This is a genomic window from Streptomyces sp. NPDC055239 (assembly GCF_053606205.1).
Genome location: NZ_JBSGRD010000019.1, coordinates 23,607 through 41,488 on the forward strand (window position 1 = coordinate 23,607; position 17,882 = coordinate 41,488).

18 protein-coding genes are annotated in these 17,882 nt (G+C 69.9%); 13 read left to right on the plus strand and 5 right to left on the minus strand.

Annotated elements, in window-relative coordinates:
• Positions 1-90: 90 nt before the first annotated feature.
• Positions 91-378, plus strand: coding sequence for a hypothetical protein (locus ACWFRJ_RS40330; protein WP_453543192.1), 288 nt, complete (start codon positions 91-93; stop codon positions 376-378).
• On the opposite strand, the gene ACWFRJ_RS40335 is transcribed toward ACWFRJ_RS40330, so the two are convergent.
• On the minus strand, positions 350-775 hold the full coding sequence (locus ACWFRJ_RS40335; RefSeq protein ID WP_453543195.1) for a Rid family hydrolase: 426 nt from the start codon (positions 773-775) through the stop codon (positions 350-352). The two genes, ACWFRJ_RS40330 and ACWFRJ_RS40335, sit on opposite strands and share 29 nt — an antisense overlap.
• A gap of 130 nt (positions 776-905) precedes the next feature.
• On the opposite strand from ACWFRJ_RS40335, the gene ACWFRJ_RS40340 reads away from it, so the two are divergent.
• The 4 genes from ACWFRJ_RS40340 to ACWFRJ_RS40355 all read left to right on the plus strand — a co-directional run bounded on the left by ACWFRJ_RS40340 (position 906) and on the right by ACWFRJ_RS40355 (position 2,946).
• Complete coding sequence (locus ACWFRJ_RS40340; protein ID WP_453543198.1) at positions 906-1,415, plus strand: MarR family winged helix-turn-helix transcriptional regulator; 510 nt, start codon at positions 906-908, stop codon at positions 1,413-1,415.
• Between the two features lie 67 nt (positions 1,416-1,482).
• On the plus strand, positions 1,483-2,133 hold the full coding sequence (locus ACWFRJ_RS40345) for an aspartate/glutamate racemase family protein (RefSeq protein ID WP_453543201.1): 651 nt from the start codon (positions 1,483-1,485) through the stop codon (positions 2,131-2,133).
• Between the two features lie 65 nt (positions 2,134-2,198).
• Positions 2,199-2,645 (plus strand): nitroreductase family deazaflavin-dependent oxidoreductase, encoded by a 447-nt coding sequence (locus ACWFRJ_RS40350; protein ID WP_453543204.1) that lies wholly within the window; start codon positions 2,199-2,201, stop codon positions 2,643-2,645.
• A 106-nt stretch (positions 2,646-2,751) separates the two neighbouring features.
• On the plus strand, positions 2,752-2,946 hold the full coding sequence (locus tag ACWFRJ_RS40355; RefSeq protein WP_453543207.1) for a hypothetical protein: 195 nt from the start codon (positions 2,752-2,754) through the stop codon (positions 2,944-2,946).
• 27 nt (positions 2,947-2,973) lie between these two features.
• Here ACWFRJ_RS40355 and gndA read toward each other — a convergent pair whose 3' ends face one another.
• Positions 2,974-4,416 carry an NADP-dependent phosphogluconate dehydrogenase gene (gene gndA, locus ACWFRJ_RS40360; RefSeq protein WP_453543210.1) on the minus strand — a complete coding sequence of 481 codons (1,443 nt, stop codon included), beginning with the start codon at positions 4,414-4,416 and terminating at the stop codon, positions 2,974-2,976.
• Between the two features lie 99 nt (positions 4,417-4,515).
• Between gndA and ACWFRJ_RS40365 the strand changes: the two genes are divergently transcribed.
• Both ACWFRJ_RS40365 and ACWFRJ_RS40370 read left to right on the plus strand, forming a co-directional pair.
• Complete coding sequence (locus ACWFRJ_RS40365) at positions 4,516-5,487, plus strand: acetylxylan esterase (RefSeq protein ID WP_453543213.1); 972 nt, start codon at positions 4,516-4,518, stop codon at positions 5,485-5,487.
• A 114-nt stretch (positions 5,488-5,601) separates the two neighbouring features.
• On the plus strand, positions 5,602-6,825 hold the full coding sequence (locus ACWFRJ_RS40370) for a transglycosylase family protein (protein ID WP_453543216.1): 1,224 nt from the start codon (positions 5,602-5,604) through the stop codon (positions 6,823-6,825).
• A gap of 76 nt (positions 6,826-6,901) precedes the next feature.
• Here the strand turns inward: ACWFRJ_RS40370 and ACWFRJ_RS40375 are convergent, their stop codons facing one another.
• Complete coding sequence (locus ACWFRJ_RS40375) at positions 6,902-7,936, minus strand: DMT family transporter (RefSeq protein WP_453543219.1); 1,035 nt, start codon at positions 7,934-7,936, stop codon at positions 6,902-6,904.
• 423 nt (positions 7,937-8,359) lie between these two features.
• Between ACWFRJ_RS40375 and ACWFRJ_RS40380 the strand changes: the two genes are divergently transcribed.
• Positions 8,360-9,097 (plus strand): class I SAM-dependent methyltransferase, encoded by a 738-nt coding sequence (locus ACWFRJ_RS40380; protein ID WP_453543222.1) that lies wholly within the window; start codon positions 8,360-8,362, stop codon positions 9,095-9,097.
• A gap of 11 nt (positions 9,098-9,108) precedes the next feature.
• Complete coding sequence (locus tag ACWFRJ_RS40385; protein ID WP_453543225.1) at positions 9,109-9,828, plus strand: (2Fe-2S)-binding protein; 720 nt, start codon at positions 9,109-9,111, stop codon at positions 9,826-9,828.
• 20 nt (positions 9,829-9,848) lie between these two features.
• On the opposite strand, the gene ACWFRJ_RS40390 is transcribed toward ACWFRJ_RS40385, so the two are convergent.
• Complete coding sequence (locus tag ACWFRJ_RS40390; protein ID WP_453543228.1) at positions 9,849-10,628, minus strand: SDR family oxidoreductase; 780 nt, start codon at positions 10,626-10,628, stop codon at positions 9,849-9,851.
• Positions 10,629-10,706: 78 nt separating this feature from the next.
• Here ACWFRJ_RS40390 and ACWFRJ_RS40395 point away from each other — a divergent pair, with 78 nt between their 5' ends.
• From ACWFRJ_RS40395 to glgC, 4 genes are all read left to right on the plus strand, one after another.
• Positions 10,707-11,576, plus strand: a complete 870-nt coding sequence (locus tag ACWFRJ_RS40395) for a helix-turn-helix transcriptional regulator (protein WP_453543231.1) — start codon at positions 10,707-10,709, stop codon at positions 11,574-11,576.
• Between the two features lie 129 nt (positions 11,577-11,705).
• Entirely contained in the window at positions 11,706-14,312 is a 2,607-nt protein-coding gene (rph, locus tag ACWFRJ_RS40400; protein ID WP_453543234.1) for a rifamycin-inactivating phosphotransferase, read from the plus strand.
• A gap of 134 nt (positions 14,313-14,446) precedes the next feature.
• Positions 14,447-15,613 carry a glycogen synthase gene (gene glgA / locus ACWFRJ_RS40405; RefSeq protein WP_453543237.1) on the plus strand — a complete coding sequence of 389 codons (1,167 nt, stop codon included), beginning with the start codon at positions 14,447-14,449 and terminating at the stop codon, positions 15,611-15,613.
• A gap of 22 nt (positions 15,614-15,635) precedes the next feature.
• On the plus strand, positions 15,636-16,856 hold the full coding sequence (glgC, locus tag ACWFRJ_RS40410) for a glucose-1-phosphate adenylyltransferase (protein ID WP_453543240.1): 1,221 nt from the start codon (positions 15,636-15,638) through the stop codon (positions 16,854-16,856).
• Between the two features lie 24 nt (positions 16,857-16,880).
• On the opposite strand, the gene ACWFRJ_RS40415 is transcribed toward glgC, so the two are convergent.
• Positions 16,881-17,870, minus strand: coding sequence for an ABC transporter permease (locus ACWFRJ_RS40415; RefSeq protein ID WP_453543436.1), 990 nt, complete (start codon positions 17,868-17,870; stop codon positions 16,881-16,883).
• Positions 17,871-17,882: the final 12 nt, after the last annotated feature.

Sequence of the window (17,882 nt, forward strand, 5' to 3'; positions counted from 1 at the left end):
CTAGAACTTATTTTTCTTTCGCTTTGCAGTAGTTGCTGAAGAGCTAGTGAGTTAAGGCTGTGCAAAATATGGCCGAGAGGTGACCCGCGAATGAACTCACAGGTCAGCGAAGGGCAGTTGCCGTCCGGAATCCGGGCGATGCACCGGGCCGAGATCAGGCCACTGTCCCCCACCCGATGTGTCGTCGTGGTCGGCCGACCGCTTCTCGACCTCGGCGAGGCGGGACCGGAGTCCAGGATCCCCGCGACGGTGCGGGAGTTGAGCCCCTCGTCGGCAGCGGTCCAGGACGGGCGCTCGGCAGGCGGTCGCCCCGGATTCGACGTGACCGCCTGCCGCGAAGAGGCGCGGTTCAGTTCCCCGAGCCGACGATGGCGGTGACGCGGATCTCCACGCGCATGGCGGCGAGGCCGAGGACCGTGACGCCGGTCTCGGTCCAGATCGGCGCGCGGCCGTCGAGGCGACGACGGAACTGCTCGGCCATGACCCTGTTGTGGTCGTCGCCGATGGCGTCATCTCCCGGTGTGACCTTGTGGTAGGAGTTGACGTGGATGACGTCCTTCCATGTCGCGCCGACCGTGGCGAGCGTGCGCTCCACGTTGTCGAAAGCCTGGACGATCTCGTCTTCCAGCGAGTCGGGGATGGCCAGGTCGTCATCCACCCCGGCCTGGCCGGAGATCTCGACCCGGTCGCCGACGCGGACGGCCCCGCTGTAGCCGAAGGCCTCGTGCAGCTTCTCGCCGAAGCCAGGAGTGATGCCGAAGGTGACGGTGCCCATGATGCTTCCTCTTCCTGTCCACGGATAGGGGCGCGTTCCTCGTGTATGAGTTCACGCGTAAAGTGATACTAGCAAGCATTGACTTCATACGTAAAGTGATGACGGACTTCGTCGGCAGGCGGGAAGATCCATGAGCAGCACGGGAGGGCCCATGAGTGGCGCGGGTGAACACGAGGACGACGAGGAGCTGCGATGGCTCGACGAGCAGGAGAAGGCGGCATGGACGGGGCTGATCTCCCTTGTCCTGCTGCTGCCCGCGAAGCTGGAGTCGCCGCTGCGGCAGGAACACGGCCTCACCCTGTTCGAGTACCTCGTGCTCAGCCACCTCTCCGAGGCCCCACGACGCAAGCTCCGGATGGGGGAACTCGCCTTCCTCGCCAGCGGGTCGCTACCCCGCCTGTCCAACGTCGTCAAACGCTGCGAACAGCGCGGCTGGGTCGTACGGACCCCCGACCCGGACGACGGTCGTTACACCCTCGCCGAACTCACCGACGCCGGCTTCGGCATCGTGCACCTGGCAGCGCCCACGCACCTGCGCGCCGTACGCCGCATCGTCCTCGACTCGCTCAACACGACCGACCAGAAGGCCCTCGCCCGCATCGCACAGAAACTCCGCGTCGATTCCGACGGCTTCGGCTGACAGAGGAGGAAACGCGGCACGACACGGCACGTGGTCCGCGTTCCGTTCACGAACTCCAGGAGAGCCGATGACACTCGCCCTGCTGCACACATCGCCCGTGCACGTCCCCGTCTTCGAGGGGCTGCGGGACCAGGACCATCCCGGGTTCGTCCTGCGACACCTCGTCCACGAGGACCTGCTCGCGCGGGCCCGCGTCGAAGGTCCTGACGCGGTGGCCGACGACATCCAGGAGCTGCTCGTACGGACCGTCGCCGAAGGGGCGAGTGTCGTGCTCTGCACCTGCTCGACGATCGGCGCCGTCACCGAGGCCCGCGCCGCCGTCGTCGGAGTGCCCCTCGTGCGGGTCGACCGGCCCATGGCTGCCGCGGCCGTGGCCGCGGGGCGGGCCGTGGCCGTCGTCGCCACCCTGGAGAGCACCCTGGACCCGACCCGCGCCCTCGTCGAGGACGAGGCGGCCCGCGCGGGGCGGCCCGTCGACGTCACGACGGTCCTGGTGGACGGCGCCTGGGAGCGGTTCGAAGCCGGTGACCGGGAAGGCCACGCACGCCTGATCGCGGACGCCGTCGACGCCCTGGACGGCGTCGACTCCGTCGTCCTCGCCCAGGCGTCCATGGCGGAAGCGGCGGATCGCACCTCGCTCCCCGTGCCCGTCATCTCCAGCCCGCGCCCCGGACTGCGCGCGGCCGTTCTCCGGTGCGTCGCGAACGCCAAGTCGTAGGCTCATCGCGGGAGGTGAACGACATCTCACCTCCCGCACTCCCCTTCGACTTCACAGGAGCGGACATGGCGCAGCAGGGCGAAGAAGCCGTGATCAGTCCCACCGGCTGGGTGGCCGACCAGGCCCGTCTGTACGAGGAGTCCGGCGGCACGAAGGGCGCCAGGGTGCAGGGTGTCACCTGCCTGCTTCTCGACTACCGCGGACGGCGCACGGGGCAGTTGCGCCGCACCGTCCTGATATACGGCCGCGACGGCGACGACTACCTCATCGTGGCCTCGAACGGCGGAGCCGACGAGCACCCCCTGTGGTACCGCAACCTCGTCGATGAGCCCGACGTACGGCTCCGCGTGGGCACCGAGGAGCGGTTCTCCGCCCGCGCTGAGACTCTGTCGGCCGAGGACAAGGCCAGGGTCTGGCCGGGCCTCGTAGAACTGTTCGCCCCCTACGCGGACTACCAGGCCAAGACGGATCGCGACATTCCCGTCGTGCGGCTCCGCCGTACCCAGGGCTGAGACAGGACTGAGGTCGCACGGCACGGGGACGCGTTAACTCGGCAGGCGTGGGCACGCGAGGCGGGAGAGAGTGGACACGACCGATCTCCGACTCGATGGAGGAGACATGACCGTCCCGTACCCCGACCCCGTGCCGCCGAGCCCGATCCCCGACCCGGGCGGACCGAACCCGGTGCCCGACCCCGAGCGCCCCACGCCCGGACCGGGCCCCGGGCCGGTGCCGCGTCCCACGCCGGGTCCGCCGCCCACCCCGCTCCCGCCCCCGGGACCGGAGCCCGAGACCGAGCCGAAGCCGGTCTGACGGCGGGCGGGAGTCCCAGGACAGGCCCTAGGCCTGGACCTCCGAGCGGTCCCCGCCCCACAGGGTGTGGAACGAACCCTCGCGGTCCGTGCGCCGATAGGTGTGCGCCCCGAAGTAGTCCCGCTGCCCCTGCGTGAGCGCGGCCGGAAGACGGTCGGCGCGCAGCGCGTCGTAGTACGCGAGGGCCGCCGAGAAGCCCGGCGTGGGCACACCCTGCTGGGTGGCCGCGACCAGGACGGCGCGCCAGTCGTCCTGGGCCGCGCCGATCTCCTGCGCGAACGTCTTGTCCGAGAGCAGGCTCGGCAGGTCCGCGCGCGTGTCGTACGCGGCGCGGATGCGGTCGAGGAAGGCGGCGCGGATGATGCAGCCGCCGCGCCAGATGGCGGCGACCGCGCCCAGGTCGATGTCCCAGCCGTACTCCTCGCTGCCCGCGGCGACCTCGTGGAAGCCCTGCGTGTACGACACGATCTTCGAGGCGTACAGCGCCTGCTCGACCTGGTCGGCGAACGCCGCGGCCTCGGACTCGTTCAGCGGACGTGCCGTCGGGCCCGCCAAGTCCGCTGACGCCGCGCGCAGTTCGGAGTGGCCGGAGAGGGAGCGGGCGAACACCGCCTCCGCGATGCCCGACACCGGGACACCCAGGTCGAGGGCGATCTGCACGGTCCAGCGGCCGGTGCCCTTCTGCTCGGCCTGGTCCTGGACGACGTCCACGAACGGCTTGCCCGTCGCGGCGTCCACGTGCTTGAGGACCTCCGCCGTGATCTCGATCAGATACGAGTCAAGGCGGCCGGTGTTCCAGGTGCGGAAGATGTCCGCGATCTGCGCGGGGGAGTAGCCCGCCACCTCGCGAAGCAGCTGATACGCCTCGGCGATCAGCTGCATGTCCGCGTACTCGATGCCGTTGTGCACCATCTTCACGAAGTGCCCCGCGCCGTCCGGACCGACGTGGGTGACGCACGGGGCGCCGTCCTCGGCCTTCGCCGAGATCTTCTCCAGCATCGGACCGAGCGAGGCGTACGACTCGGGGGAGCCGCCCGGCATGATGCTCGGGCCGAGCAGCGCGCCCTCCTCGCCGCCCGATACGCCCGTGCCGACGAAGTGGATTTCCTGCTCGCGCAGTTCACGCTCGCGGCGCCGGGTGTCCGCGAAATGCGCGTTGCCGCCGTCGACGATCATGTCGCCCGGCTCCAGGAGCGGGGCGAACTCCTTGATGACGGCGTCCGTGGGCTCGCCCGCCTTCACCATGATGACGAGGCGGCGCGGGCGCTCGAGGGCCGCGACGAACTCCTCGGCGGTCCCGGTGGAGATGAACTCGCCCTCGTGGCCGAACTCCTCGACCAGCGCCTTGGTCTTGGCCGCCGTGCGGTTGTGGACGGCGACGGTGTAGCCGTTGCGTGCGAAGTTCCGTGCCAGATTGCGCCCCATGACCGCGAGGCCCGTGACACCGATCTGGGCTGACGTGCTGCTCATGCCGTGGCTCCTGGTAGTGGAAGTGCCGGTGGTGTTCGCCAGTATTGCCCCGCGGCGTAGCGTGACATTCCGACACTGTGTCCGACGGAGGAGCCGCCCGTGCCCCATTTCGACATGCCGCTCGACGAACTGCGCCGCTACCGGCCTGATGTGAACGAGCCCGAGGATTTCGACGCCTTCTGGGAGAAGACCCTTTCGGCGGCACGAGAGCACGGCCTGGACGCGCGCTTCGTTCCCGTCGAGACGCACCTGAGCACGGTCGACGTGTTCGACGTGACGTTCGCTGGGTTCGGCGGTCACCCCGTCAAAGGTTGGCTGATACTGCCCGCAGGGACGACCGAGCCGCTGCCCGCCGTCGTCGAGTACATCGGATACGGCGGCGGCCGTGGTCTCCCGCACGAGCGTCTGCTGTGGTCGGCGGCGGGCTTCGCGCACTTCGTGATGGACACCCGGGGCCAGGGCAGCGGCGGCTCGGCGGGCGACACCCCCGACCCGGTCGGCAGCGGACCCGCCTACCCCGGCTACATGACGCGCGGCATCGAGGACCCCCACGAGTACTACTACCGGCGTGTCTTCACCGACGGCGTCCGGGCCGTCGAGGCGGCCCGTTCGCATCCGCTGGTGGACTCCTCGCGCGTCGCCGCGGTCGGCGGCAGCCAGGGCGGCGGGATCACGCTCGCCGTCGGGGGGCTTGTCCCCGACCTGGCGGCGATCGCGCCCGACGTGCCGTTCCTGTGCGACTTCCCGCGTGCGACGACCCTCACCGACCGGCCGCCGTACCGCGAGATCGCGCTCTACATGAAGGCGAAGCGCGGCGTCGAGGAGCGCGTCTTCCGTACGCTCTCGTACTTCGACGGCGTGTCCTTCGCCGCGCGCGGCACGGCGCCCGCCCTCTTCTCGGCGGCTCTCGAGGACCTGACGTGCCCGCCGTCCACCGTGTTCGCGGCCCACAACTCCTATGCCGGGTCGGAGCGTTCGATGGAGGTGTACTCCTTCAACGATCATGAGGGAGGCGGCCCCTACCAGCAGAGTGTCCAACTCCGTTGGCTCCCGGAGCACTTGAAGGGCTGACCGGCGCGGGCCCTCTTGGTCGCGCGCCCTTGTCATGGTTGGGTCGGACGGGCTAACTTGCCGCCTTGTCGTGTGTCTGACGTGACTGTGATGTGTGTGACTGAGGGGGCTCCCATGGCCGTACGCGGTCGGCACCGCCGGTATCAGCCGAACCGGATCAACCGTGCGTCGTTGACCGTCACGGCGGGCGGCGCGGGGATGGCGCTCCCGCTGATAGCAACGGGCACGGCGCACGGGGCCGACGTCGACACCTGGAACAAGGTCGCGGCCTGCGAGTCCACCAACAACTGGAGCATCAACACCGGGAACGGCTTCTACGGCGGCCTCCAGTTCACCCAGTCCACCTGGGCCGCGTACGGCGGCACCGCCTACGCCCCGCGCGCCGACCGCGCCACCAAGGACCAGCAGATAGCCGTCGCCGAGAAGGTCCTCAAGGCACAGGGCCCCAGGGCCTGGCCGGTCTGCTCGGAGCGGGCGGGCCTGACGCGGGGCGGCGAAACGCCCGACGTCCAGCCGATGGGCGGCCACAAGGCGGAGCCCAAGGCTCCGCAGCGCAAGGCTCCCCAGCACAAGGCCCCTCAGCGCAAGGCCAAGGACGTCAAGCCCGAAGTGACCCCGCAGTCCACCGCGGGCCGCGGCCAGATGTACACCGTCGTCCGCGGCGACACCCTCTCCGGGATCGCCGACGAGCGCCGGGTCAGCGGCGGCTGGCGGCAGTTGTACGAGTCCAACCGCAAGGCCATCGGCGGTGACCCCGACCTGATCACGCCGGGCCAGCGGCTCGCGCTGCAGGCCTCGCAGAAGAAGGCCGACCAGCAGAAAGCCGCGCCCAAGCCGCGGACGGAGCCGAAGCAGAAGGCCGAGCCGAAGCCGAAGGCCGAACCGAAGAAGGCGAAGGCCGAGCCCAACAAGGCCAAGCCCGCCCAGGCCTCGCAGGGCTTCTCCGCCCCCGTGGCGGCCTCGCCGAGCACCCCGTACCGCGCGGCGGGCGGATCCTGGTCCAAGGGCTACCACACGGGAGTCGACTTCCCCGTGGCCACCGGAACCTCGGTGAAGGCCGTCGGCGCGGGCACGGTGGTCTCGGCCGGCTGGGGCGGTTCGTACGGCTACGAAGTGGTGATCCGGCACGCCGACGGCAAGTACTCCCAGTACGGCCATCTCTCGGCGCTCACCGTGAAGGCCGGGCAGAAGGTGGGCGCGGGGCAGCGCATCGCGCGCTCGGGGTCCACCGGCAACAGCACGGGCCCGCATCTGCACTTCGAGGTGCGGACCGGACCCGGATTCGGCTCCGACGTCGACCCGCTCGCCTATCTGCGGGCCAAGGGCGTCCGGCTCTGAGAGCTCCTGAAAGACCGAAGCCCCTGGGGGATCCCCCAGGGGCTTCGTGACGTGCGGGCCGACCCGGCTGCCCGGCTCAGGAGCCGATGTGCTCGCGACCGTGGCGCAACGGCGCCCGTCGGTGCGACCCGGTCGCGAGCTGGGACGGCACCGCACGCAGTTCGTCGGCACGCGGTTCGTCGGTGTGCAGTTCGTCGGCGTGCGGTTCGACGGGCACGGCGTCCGTCGCCGCCGGACCGCCCTTGGCGACCGGGACCGTCGGTGCCGGAGCACCCTGCGCCGCGCCGATCCGCTCCGTGGTCAGCAGGATCAGACCGCCGGCTGCGACGACGCCGAAGCCCAGGGCGACGGCTGTACCCGCCGTGCCGTAGCGGAACGATTCGCCGAAGAGCGTGAGGCCCACCGCGGCCGCCACGACCGGATTCACGACCGTCACCGTCGACAGCGGCGCCGCCAGGCCCGCGCCCCGGTACGAGGCCTGCGAGATCAGCACACCGGCCGCGGCCAGGACGGCGATCACGGCGAGGCTGGGGATCTGCTGCGCCAGGGCTACGCCCGCATCCAGGTCCACCGCCACCGTCTTGGTGAACACCGAGGCGATACCGAAGGCGACACCCGCCGCGCAGGCGAGCAGCACGCTGCGCACCACCGGATGCCGGTGCACCGCGTGCGCCACGAGGATGAGCGCCACCACGGCACCCGCCGTCATCAGGCCCACCATGAGCCGCTCGGCGCTGTCCAGGGACTGCGCGTCGGCCGACTGCGTCAGCGAGAGCAGCCCGGCGAGACCCACGGTCGCCATGATCGCGCCGCGCCAGGCGGTGGCCCCCGCCTTGCGGCGGACGAAGAGAGCGGCCATCGGCAGGGCGAACACGATGGTCAGGGCACCGAGCGGCTGCACGAGGCTCAGCGGCCCGTACGCGAGCGCCACCACGTGAAGCAGCGCACCGAGTCCGTTCAGCCCGATGGCGACCCACCACGCGCCGCGGCGCAGCGGGGCGTACCGCCGCTCCGGCGTGCTCACGGCGACGCGCTCCTGGAGAATGGCCCCGCCCGCGTACGCCACGGCGGAGACGAGGGAGAGCAGCACGGCGAGCGTGAGGGCACTCATGAGGTGCTCCACGGCTTGTGGTGCGCCCCCTGGTGGGCCCGGGGCGTCCGGTGCGGCGAACGGTCGGCTTCCATACCCCCTACGATCTCGCGGATTTCGCTCCACGTCGTCGTACCTCAGCAGGCATTGGGTCCTACTGCCGATGGAGTACTGCCCGGGAGATGTCCTCCCCCGGGTGGGTTACGCAATGGTTCGTTGGATCATCCAGAATCTCGAAAATTCTTGCGTGAGGGCCCTTCAGAGCACCCCCATCCAGGCCACTGGACGCGGTGCGGGCGCGCCCGCGCACCTCTCGCGGGCACCCGCCCTTCTACGCCGCTCCCAGCCCCTTGAGCACCCTCCTGCGGACTTACGTTCATTCCGTCTGACCTGGGCTTTTGTGATGCCCGGCCGTATTCTTGACCCTCGTGGAAAGGGGTCCGGATGAACCGGAACATACGCACTGTCGACGACGTACTGAAGCTCATGGACGGCCTGTTCGCGCCAGAAGCCGACCGCTGGACCGCTGACGCGGCAAGCTGGTGGGACGGTTTCTACACCGATCGCGAGCGGCCGGTCCCGTTCTTCGTGGCGAAACCGGACGAGAACCTCGCCTCGTACGTCGACCGGGGCCTGCTCACCCCGGGCCGGGCCCTCGATCTGGGCTGCGGTCCTGGCCGTAACGCGCTGTATCTGGCCTCCCTGGGATTCCGGGTGGATGCCGTCGACCTCTCCCCGGCGGCCGTCTCCTGGGCCGAGGAGCGGGCCCGCGAGGCCGGGGCGGACATCCATTTCCACCGCGGCGACGCCTTCGCCCTCGCGGAAGCCGAGCTGAGCGGTCCCTACGACCTGATCCACGACTCGGGCTGCTTCCACCACCTGCCGCCCCACCGCCGTGTCAGCTACCTCTCGCTGCTCGACCGCGTCCTCGCCCCCGGCGGCCACCTCGCCCTCACCAGCTTCGCCGCCGGAGACGACGGCTCCGGCTCCGAGCTGCCCGACGCGGACTTCTACCGCGCGTCCGCGCTCCAGGGCGGCCTCGCCTACACGCCGGAGTCCCTGCGCTGGATCTTCTGTGACCTCACGGAAGTCGAACTGCGCCGCATGCGTGACGAACCGGCCGACTCCGCGTACTTCGGCGAGCCCTTCCTGTGGACGGCCCTGTTCCGCCGGGACGCCTAGGCTCTGCTGTCGTGAAAGCCTCTCTCGACCTGACAGAAGTCGCGTCCGTCGGCGGATTCTTCGCCCTGCGTACAGGGGCGCCGCCGGGCGGCGCTCAGGTGACGTCCCTGGCACGGGTGTACGCGGGGGACGAGGGGCCCCTCGCGTTCCGCGTCGACAAGGTCGCCGACCGCCTCGGCGCGCCCGATCTGCGGATCGGGGTCTCCGTGGCGCACCTCGGGCTCGCGGCGCGGCTGTGGTCCGTGGCGCTCGGATCGGCCGCGCTGCACGGCGAAGTGCCTTACCTGGAACCGGCGTTGCTGCACTGGGACGCGGACGGCAGCAGCCCCGACGACCTGTGGCTGACGGACGTGACGACTCGGCCCGGAGACGCCGCGAGCATCCGGGACGTCGTACAGCTCGGCCATCTGGCGCCCCTGGCCGATGCCCTGCGCACGCGGTACCGGATCTCCGCACCGCTGCTGTGGGGCAATGCGGGCTCGGCGCTCGCGGGCGCGGCCAGAGAGCTGGACACCTGGGCGCGGCGCACGGGACGTACCGAAGTGGGGGAGCGCGCCAGGGCGCTGGCAGCCGAACTCTTCGACCACCCCGACCTGCGCGGCACCGGAACCCTCAGCGGCACAGCGTTCCGGCGGCGCAGCTGCTGCCTCTACTACCGATGCCCCAACGGCGGTCTGTGCGGCGACTGCTGCTTCGAGCGAGCTCCCCGTCGCCGTACGCCAGGCCTGTGACCAGAACGGTGGCTCCGGCGTCACACCATGCCCCCGTTGGCCCGCAGGACCTGGCCGTTGACCCAGTGCCCTGCCGCGCTGGTGAGGAAGGCGACCACCCGGGCGATGTCCTCCGGGGTGCCGAGGCGCTCCAGGGGCGGGGTCTTGGCGAGCTGGTCGATCTGCTCGGGAGTCTTGCCCTCGAGGAACAGGTCCGTGGCCGTGGGGCCGGGGGCGACGGTGTTGACGGTGATGTCCCGCCCGCGCAGCTCGCGGGCGAGGATCAGCGTGAGCGACTCGACGGCTGCCTTGCTCGACGCGTAGGCGCCGTAGGCGGGGAACCGCGTGCCGACCACGGAGGTCGAGAACCCCACGAACGAGCCGCCGGCGCGCAGTCGCCGTGCGGCCTGCTGGGCGACGACGAAGGTGCCGCGGATGTTGGTGCGGTGCATGGAGTCGAGCACCGCCAGGTCGAGGTCGGCGACGGTCGACAGAGCGAGCCGCCCTGCGCAGTTCACCACGACGTCCACGCCGCCGAACTCCTGCTCCGCCCGATCGAACAACGCGGCGACCGCGTGCTCGTCCGCCACGTCCGCCCGCACCGAGATGGCCCGCCCGCCGGTGGCGGTGATCGCCGCCACCGTCTCCTCGGCGGCAGCGGTGTCGCGGGCGTAGTTCACCACGACGGCCAGGCCGTCCCTGGCGAGCTCGAGGGAGACCGCCCGGCCGATGCCGCGTGATCCGCCGGTGACGACGGCGACCCGCTCGGCCGCCGGAGGGGGAGTGGTGGTGGGAGCGGTGGTGGGTTGGTTCGTAGTCATGTCCTCCACGATGCGCGGCACCGGACGGCGGAACCAGGGGATGTCATCCCCTGTGTCGGTGACCAGGCCGGACGCAGAATGGCAGGCATGAGTTCTGCGAAATACACCGAGCTGGGGGCTTTCCTGCGTTCGCGGCGCGCACGCATCCGCCCGGCCGATGTCGGATTCGTCCAGGGGCCCCGACGCCGGGTGCCCGGGCTGCGCCGCGATGAGGTCGCCCAGCTCGCCGGCGCGTCGGTGGACTACTACAACGAACTCGAACGCGGCGCGGGATCCCAGCCCTCCGAGCAGATGATCGCCGCCCTTGCGAGGGCGCTGCGCCTGACCGCCGACGAGCGGGACTACCTCTACCACCTGGCGGACCGCCCGGTGCCCGCGCACGGCGGACCGGCCTCGCACGTCCACCCCGGCATGCTCGACCTGCTCGCCCGTCTGACGTCGACACCCGCACAGGTCATCACCGACCTGCACGTCACGCTGGTACAGAATCCGCTGGCGGTGGCGCTGCTCGGTGACCACTCAGGCCTCAGGGGAGCTCGGGCCAGCTTCGTCCACCGGTGGTTCACCGACCCCGCCGCCCGGCAGCTGTATCCCGAGGCCGACCATGCGGGCCAGTCCCGGGCCTTCGTCGCCGACCTGCGGGCGGCTGCCGCCAGACGCGATGCCAAAGACACCGAAGCAGGCTCGATGATCAGCTCGCTGCTTGGCGCCTCACCCGAATTCGCCGCCCTGTGGGCCGACCACGACGTGGCGTTCCGGCGCGACGACCGCAAACGCCTCAACCACCCCACACTGGGCCTGATCGAGGTCAACTGCCTCAACCTGTTCAGCGAGGACGGACGGCAGCGGCTGCTCTGGTTCACGCCCGCGGTCGGCACCGACAGCGCCGGTCTCCTCGACCTGCTCGCCGTCCTCGGGACCCAGGAAGTCACCGGACCGACAGGCTGAAAAAAGGGCAAGAAGATCTCTCTCCTTACCCTTCTCAACGTATAGCGCACCAGGGGGCTTGCGGCAAGGCCCGGGGGGTGGCGCAAAATCCTCGACCTAGGTCACTACCTGTTGCCCGGAGGCATCGCGATGATCGAGCAGTACGTGTGGGATCTCCAAGAAGCTGACGAGACACAGGTCGCGGTCGTCGGCGGCAAGGGCGCGCACCTGGGTGGCCTTTCGCGGATCGAAGGCATCCGTGTACCGACCGGCTTCTGCGTGACGACGGACGCCTTCCGGCGGATCATGGCGGAAGATCCTTCGATCGGCGATCAGCTCGATCAGCTGTCACGCCTGGACCGGGACGACCGGGAGGCGGTCCGCACGCTCAGCGCGCGGATTCGCCGGACCATCGAGACGGTCGCCGTTCCGGGCGACATCGCGGCGTCGATCACCCGCGCGCTGGCCAGGACCGGCGAGCAGGCCGCCTACGCCGTCCGGTCCAGCGCGACGGCGGAGGACCTTCCTACGGCCTCCTTCGCGGGCCAGCAGGACACCTACCTGAACATCGTGGGGCCGACGGCTGTCCTCGAGCACGTCAGCCGGTGCTGGGCCTCGCTGTTCACCGAGCGGGCCGTGACCTACCGCGAGAGGAACGGCATCGACCACCGTACGGTCCACATGGCCGTCGTCGTGCAGCAGATGGCCTTCCCGCAGGCATCCGGCATCCTCTTCACGGCCGACCCCGTCACGGGCAACCGGAAGGTCGCCACCGTGGACGCCGGTTTCGGCCTCGGCGAGGCGCTGGTCTCCGGCCTGGTGAACCCGGACGTCTTCAAGGTGCGGCACGGCGAAGTCGTCGCCAAGACGATCGCCGCCAAACAGCGTGCCGTGCACGCCCTGCCGACCGGCGGCACGCAGGAAGTGGCGATCGACTCACAGCGGCAGGAGCAGCCGGCGCTGACGGATGAGCAGGTCGTACGGCTCGTGCGTCTCGGACGGCGGATCGAAGCGCACTTCGGCCGCCCGCAGGACATCGAATGGTGCCTGGTCGACGACGACTTCCAGATCGTTCAGAGCAGGCCGATCACGACGCTGTTCCCCGTCCCCGAGATCGGCGACCAGGACAACCACGTCTACCTGTCCGTCGGTCATCAGCAGATGATGACCGACCCCATGAAGCCCCTCGGGATCTCCATGTGGCAGCTGACGGCCATGGCGCCGATGCTCGAGGCGGGCGGGAGGCTGTTCGTCGACGCCATCCAGCGCCTGGCCTCGCCCGCGAGCCGCACCGGCTTCCTGGACATGGTGGGGAGATCCGATCCGCTGATCAGGGATGCCCTGGAGACGATCCTCGACCGTGACGACTTCGTTCCCTCGCTCCCGGACGCGGGCCCCGGCGGGCCGCCGGTCCGCGCCGCTTCCGCACCGGTCGAGACCGATCCGGCCGTCGTCCCCGAGCTGATCGAGCGCAGCCGGACGTCCATCGCCGCCCTGGAGCGCGAGATCCGGACGAAGAGCGGACCGGCGCTGTTCGACTTCCTCCTCGAGGCCTTCGACGAGCACAAGCAAGTCCTCAGTGACCCGCTGAACATGCAGGCGATCATGGCGGGGATGGAGGCCACGTGGTGGCTCAACGACAAGCTGCGGGAGTGGCTCGGCGAGAAGAACGCGGCTGACACGCTCACTCTGTCCGCCCCCGGCAACATCACGTCGGAGATGGGCCTCGCGCTGCTCGACGTCGCGGACGTGATCCGCCCGCAGCCGGAGGTGGTGGCGTTCCTGCGGGGCGTCGATCACGTAGATGACACGACCTTCCTGGACGAGCTGGCGAAGGTCGAGGGCGGGACCGAGGCGCGCGATGCCGTCGAGGCCTACCTCGATCAGTACGGCATGCGCTGCGCGGGCGAGATCGACATCACGAGGCCGCGTTGGAGCGAGCGCCCCACCACGCTCGTACCCGCGATCCTCGACAACGTGCGGAACTTCGAGCCGGGTGCCGCCGAACGGCGCTTCGAGGAAGGCAGGCAGAAGGCGCGGAAGAAGGAACAGGACGTGCTGTCGCGCTTGCGGGAGCTGCCGGACGGTGAGGCGAAAGCCGAAGAGACCAAGCGGATGATCGACCGGGTCCGCACCTTCATCGGCTACCGCGAGTACCCGAAGTACGGCATCGTCAGCCGCTACTTCGTCTACAAGCAGGCCCTGTTGGCGGAGGCCGAACGCCTCGTGCAGGCCGACGTGCTTCCTGAGAAGGAGGACGTCTTCTACCTCACGTTCCAGGAGCTGCACGACATCGCGCGCTCGCACCAGGCGGATGACCGGCTCATCCAGGAGCGCAAGGACGCGTTCCGTTCGTACCAGGCGCTCACGCCGCCCCGGGTCCTCACATCGGACGGCGAGGCCGTCACCGGGGCGTACCGGCGCGACGACGTGCCGGCCGGGGCCCTGGTCGGCCTCCCGGTCTCCGCCGGGACCATCGAGGGCCGGGCCCGCGTCGTCCTCGACATGGCGGAGGCGGACCTCGAAGCGGGCGACATCCTGGTCACGACCTTCACGGACCCCAGCTGGTCGACGCTGTTCGTCGGCATCGCGGGCCTGGTGACGGAGGTGGGCGGCCTGATGACCCATGGCGCGGTGATCGCCAGGGAGTACGGCTTGCCGGCCGTCGTGGGCGTGGACCAGGCCACTCGTCTCATCCGGGACGGGCAGCGGATCCGTGTGCACGGAACCGACGGATACGTCGAGATTCTGCCTTGACCGAACACGCCGAGAAGTTCCTTCCGTAGCGTCCTGCCAGAGGTCGGTGCGGGGCTCTTCCCCGCCGGGCGCTTCTGGGTGACCATGTGGGGGCGGGCGACCGACTGCTGGGGTGGACGGACGGGAGGTTCTGCGTGCGAGTAGGACTGCTCACCCGGGAGTATCCGCCGGACGTCTATGGCGGAGCCGGAGTCCATGTCGAGTTCCTCGCAAGGGAGTTGGGGTCCCTCGTCGACGTCGACGTGCACTGCTGGGGAGATCAGGGGGCCGCCGAAGGACTCGTACGCCACCAGGCCTGGAGCGCCCTGGACGGCGCCAACGACGCGCTGCGGACCTTCTCCGTGGACCTGTCCATGGCGGCCGCTCTGGCGGGCTGCGACCTCGTCCACTCCCACACCTGGTACGCCAACCTCGCGGGCCACTTCGGCAAGCTCCTGCACGGCATCCCGCACGTCATGACCTCGCACTCCCTGGAGCCCCTGCGCCCCTGGAAGGCCGAGCAGCTGGGCGGTGGGTACGCCCTCTCCAGCTGGGCCGAGCGCACCGCCGTCGAGGCCGCCGACGCCGTGATCGCCGTATCGCGCGGCATGCGGGAAGACATCCTCGGCTGCTACCCCGCCATCGACCCGGCGAAAGTGCACGTCGTCCACAACGGCATCGACACCGGCCTGTACCGCCCCGACCCCGGCACGGACGTGCTTGAGCACCTGGGGATCGACCCCGAGCGGCCCTACGTCCTGTTCGTCGGACGCATCACCCGGCAGAAGGGTGTCCCCCATCTGCTGCGCGCGGCCAAGGAGTTGGACCCGGCCGCCCAGCTCGTGCTCTGCGCCGGAGCTCCCGACACCCCGCAGATCGACGCCGAGTTCCGCGTTCTCTTCGAGGAGCTGAGCCTGGCCCGCGGGGGAGTCCACTGGATCCCGGAGATGCTGCCCCGTCAGCAGATCGTCCAACTTCTCACTCACGCGCGGGTCTTCGTCTGCCCCTCCATCTACGAACCGCTCGGCATCGTCAACCTGGAGGCGATGGCCTGCGGCACCCCGGTCGTGGCGTCGAACGTCGGTGGCATCCCCGAGGTCGTCGCCGACAAGAGCACAGGGCTCCTCGTCCCGTACGAGGAGAAGGAGCCGACGGCCTTCGAGGCGCGGCTCGCGCAGGCCCTGAACGAACTGGTCGCCGATCCGGGCGCCGCGTCCCGGATGGGCGCCGCCGGACGGGACCGCGCGGTCAGGGAGTTCGGCTGGGACGCGGTCGCGCGACGCACGACCGACGTGTACGAGGAGTTACTCGAGTCCAAGTGATCCCAGTTAAGGGGGCGGCGCGATGCGCGGTGGACCTTCGGTGCTCGGAATCGTCCTGGCGGGCGGTGAGGGGAAGCGCCTGCAGCCCCTCACGGCCGACCGGGCCAAACCAGCGGTCACGTTCGGCGGCACGTACCGCCTCGTCGACTTCGTGCTCTCCAATCTCGTCAACGGCGACATCCTGCGGATCTGCGTACTGACCCAGTACAAGTCGCACTCCCTCGACCGGCACGTCACCACCACCTGGCGGATGTCCAGCCTCCTCGGCAACTACGTCACCCCGGTCCCGGCACAGCAACGCCTGGGCCCGCGCTGGTACTTGGGCAGCGCGGACGCCATCCTGCAGTCGCTCAACCTCGTCCACGACGAACAGCCCGACTACATCGCGGTGTTCGGCGCCGACCACGTCTACCGCATGGATCCCCGGCAGATGCTCAACCAGCACTTCGAGAGCGGCGCGGGGGTGACGGTCGCGGGGATCCGCGTGCCGCGTTCGGAGGCTTCGTCCTTCGGGATCATCACGCCCGCCCGGGACGGCACACGCGTCGAGGGCTTCCTGGAGAAGCCCACCGACCCGCCGGGACTGCCCGGATCGCCGCACGAGGTGTTCGCCTCCATGGGCAACTACGTCTTCACGACGAAGACCCTCGTCGACGCGATCCAGCAGGACGCCGAGGACGACAACTCCAAGCACGACATGGGCGGTTCGATCCTGCCCATGCTCACCGAGCGCGGCCTGGCCCAGGTGTACGACTTCGACGACAATCACGTGCCGGGCGAGACCGCGCGCGATCACGGCTACTGGCGTGACGTCGGCACGCTCGACGCGTACTACGAAGCGCACATGGACCTGATCTCCGACCAGCCGGTCTTCAACCTGGATAACCGGCGCTGGCCCATCTACACCCACCCGGGGGGCTTACCGCCCGCCAAGTTCTGCGCGGCCGGTATCGCGAGCGAGTCCATCGTCAGCCCGGGGTGTGTCATCCGGGGGCAGGTCACGCGCTCCGTGCTCTCGCCGGGTGTGACGATCGAGGACGGTGCGGTCGTGCAGGGCTCTGTGCTGCACGACAACGTCCGCGTGGGCAGGGGAGCGGTGGTGCGGGGGGCCGTACTCGACAAGAACGTGGACGTCCCGCCCGGGGCGACGATCGGGGTCAACCCTGAGCGGGACGAAGAGCTCTACACGGTGTCGAAGGGGGGTGTGATCGCGCTGGGCAAGGGACAGGTCGTCCCTTTGTAGCTTCAGGTCGTACCTCTGTAGCCCCTAGAGGACCCTGCGTCTGCGGCCGAGCCACGTCTGCGCGATCACGACCAATGCCAGGAAGGCGCCGCTGACGACCTGTTGGTAGGCGGAGTCGAGCGAGCCGATCTGGTTGATGACGTTCTGGATGACCTTCAGGAGCAGTACGCCGACGAGTGATCCGCTGATGAACCCGAACCCGCCGGTCAGCAGCGTGCCTCCGATGACGACCGCGGAGATCGCCTCAAGCTCCATGCCCGATCCGAGGATGGTGACGCCCGAGACGAGCCAGGCCGCGTTGAGCGCGCCCGCGAGGCCCGCACAGAGGCCGGAGAGCATGTACACGGTGACCTTGGTGCGGGCCACCGGGGCGCCCATGAGGGCCGCCGCGTCCTCGTTGCCGCCGACCGCGTACACGTACTGGCCGAAACGGCTGCGGCGCAGGACCACGGCACCCACGACGAAGAGGGCGAGCGTGATCCAGACCGGGGCTCCGATGCCCAGGATCTTCCCCTGGCCGAGGGTCGCGAAGAACGAGTCCTTGTCGACCAGGTAGGTCTTGGAGCCCTCGTCGGTGATGGACAGGAGGATGCCGCGTGCGCCCAGCATCGCGGCAAGCGTCACGATGAAGGGGGCCAGGCGGGAGCGGGCGATCAGGAGGCCGTTGACGAGGCCGATGAGTCCGCAGACGGCCAGGGGCAGGAGCAGCGCGACCGCCGTCCCGTACTGCGAGCCCCAGGCCGCGAGTACGCCGCCGAGCGCGAAGAGCGAGCCGACCGAGAGGTCGATGCCACCCGTGACGATCACGAACGTCATGCCGAGGGCGACGACCGCGAGGAAGGCGGAAGATACCGCCATGTTCTCCAGGTTGTCGCCGGTCAGGAACGTGTCGAAGCTGAGCGATGCCGCGATGACGGCGACCACCAGGGTGACCAGGGCGCCGTGCTGCTGGGCGAGTGCGCTGAGGCGGTCGGAGCGGCTCGCGCCGGTCTCCTCGTCCTCCGGCTTCTTCATGGGCTTGGCCTC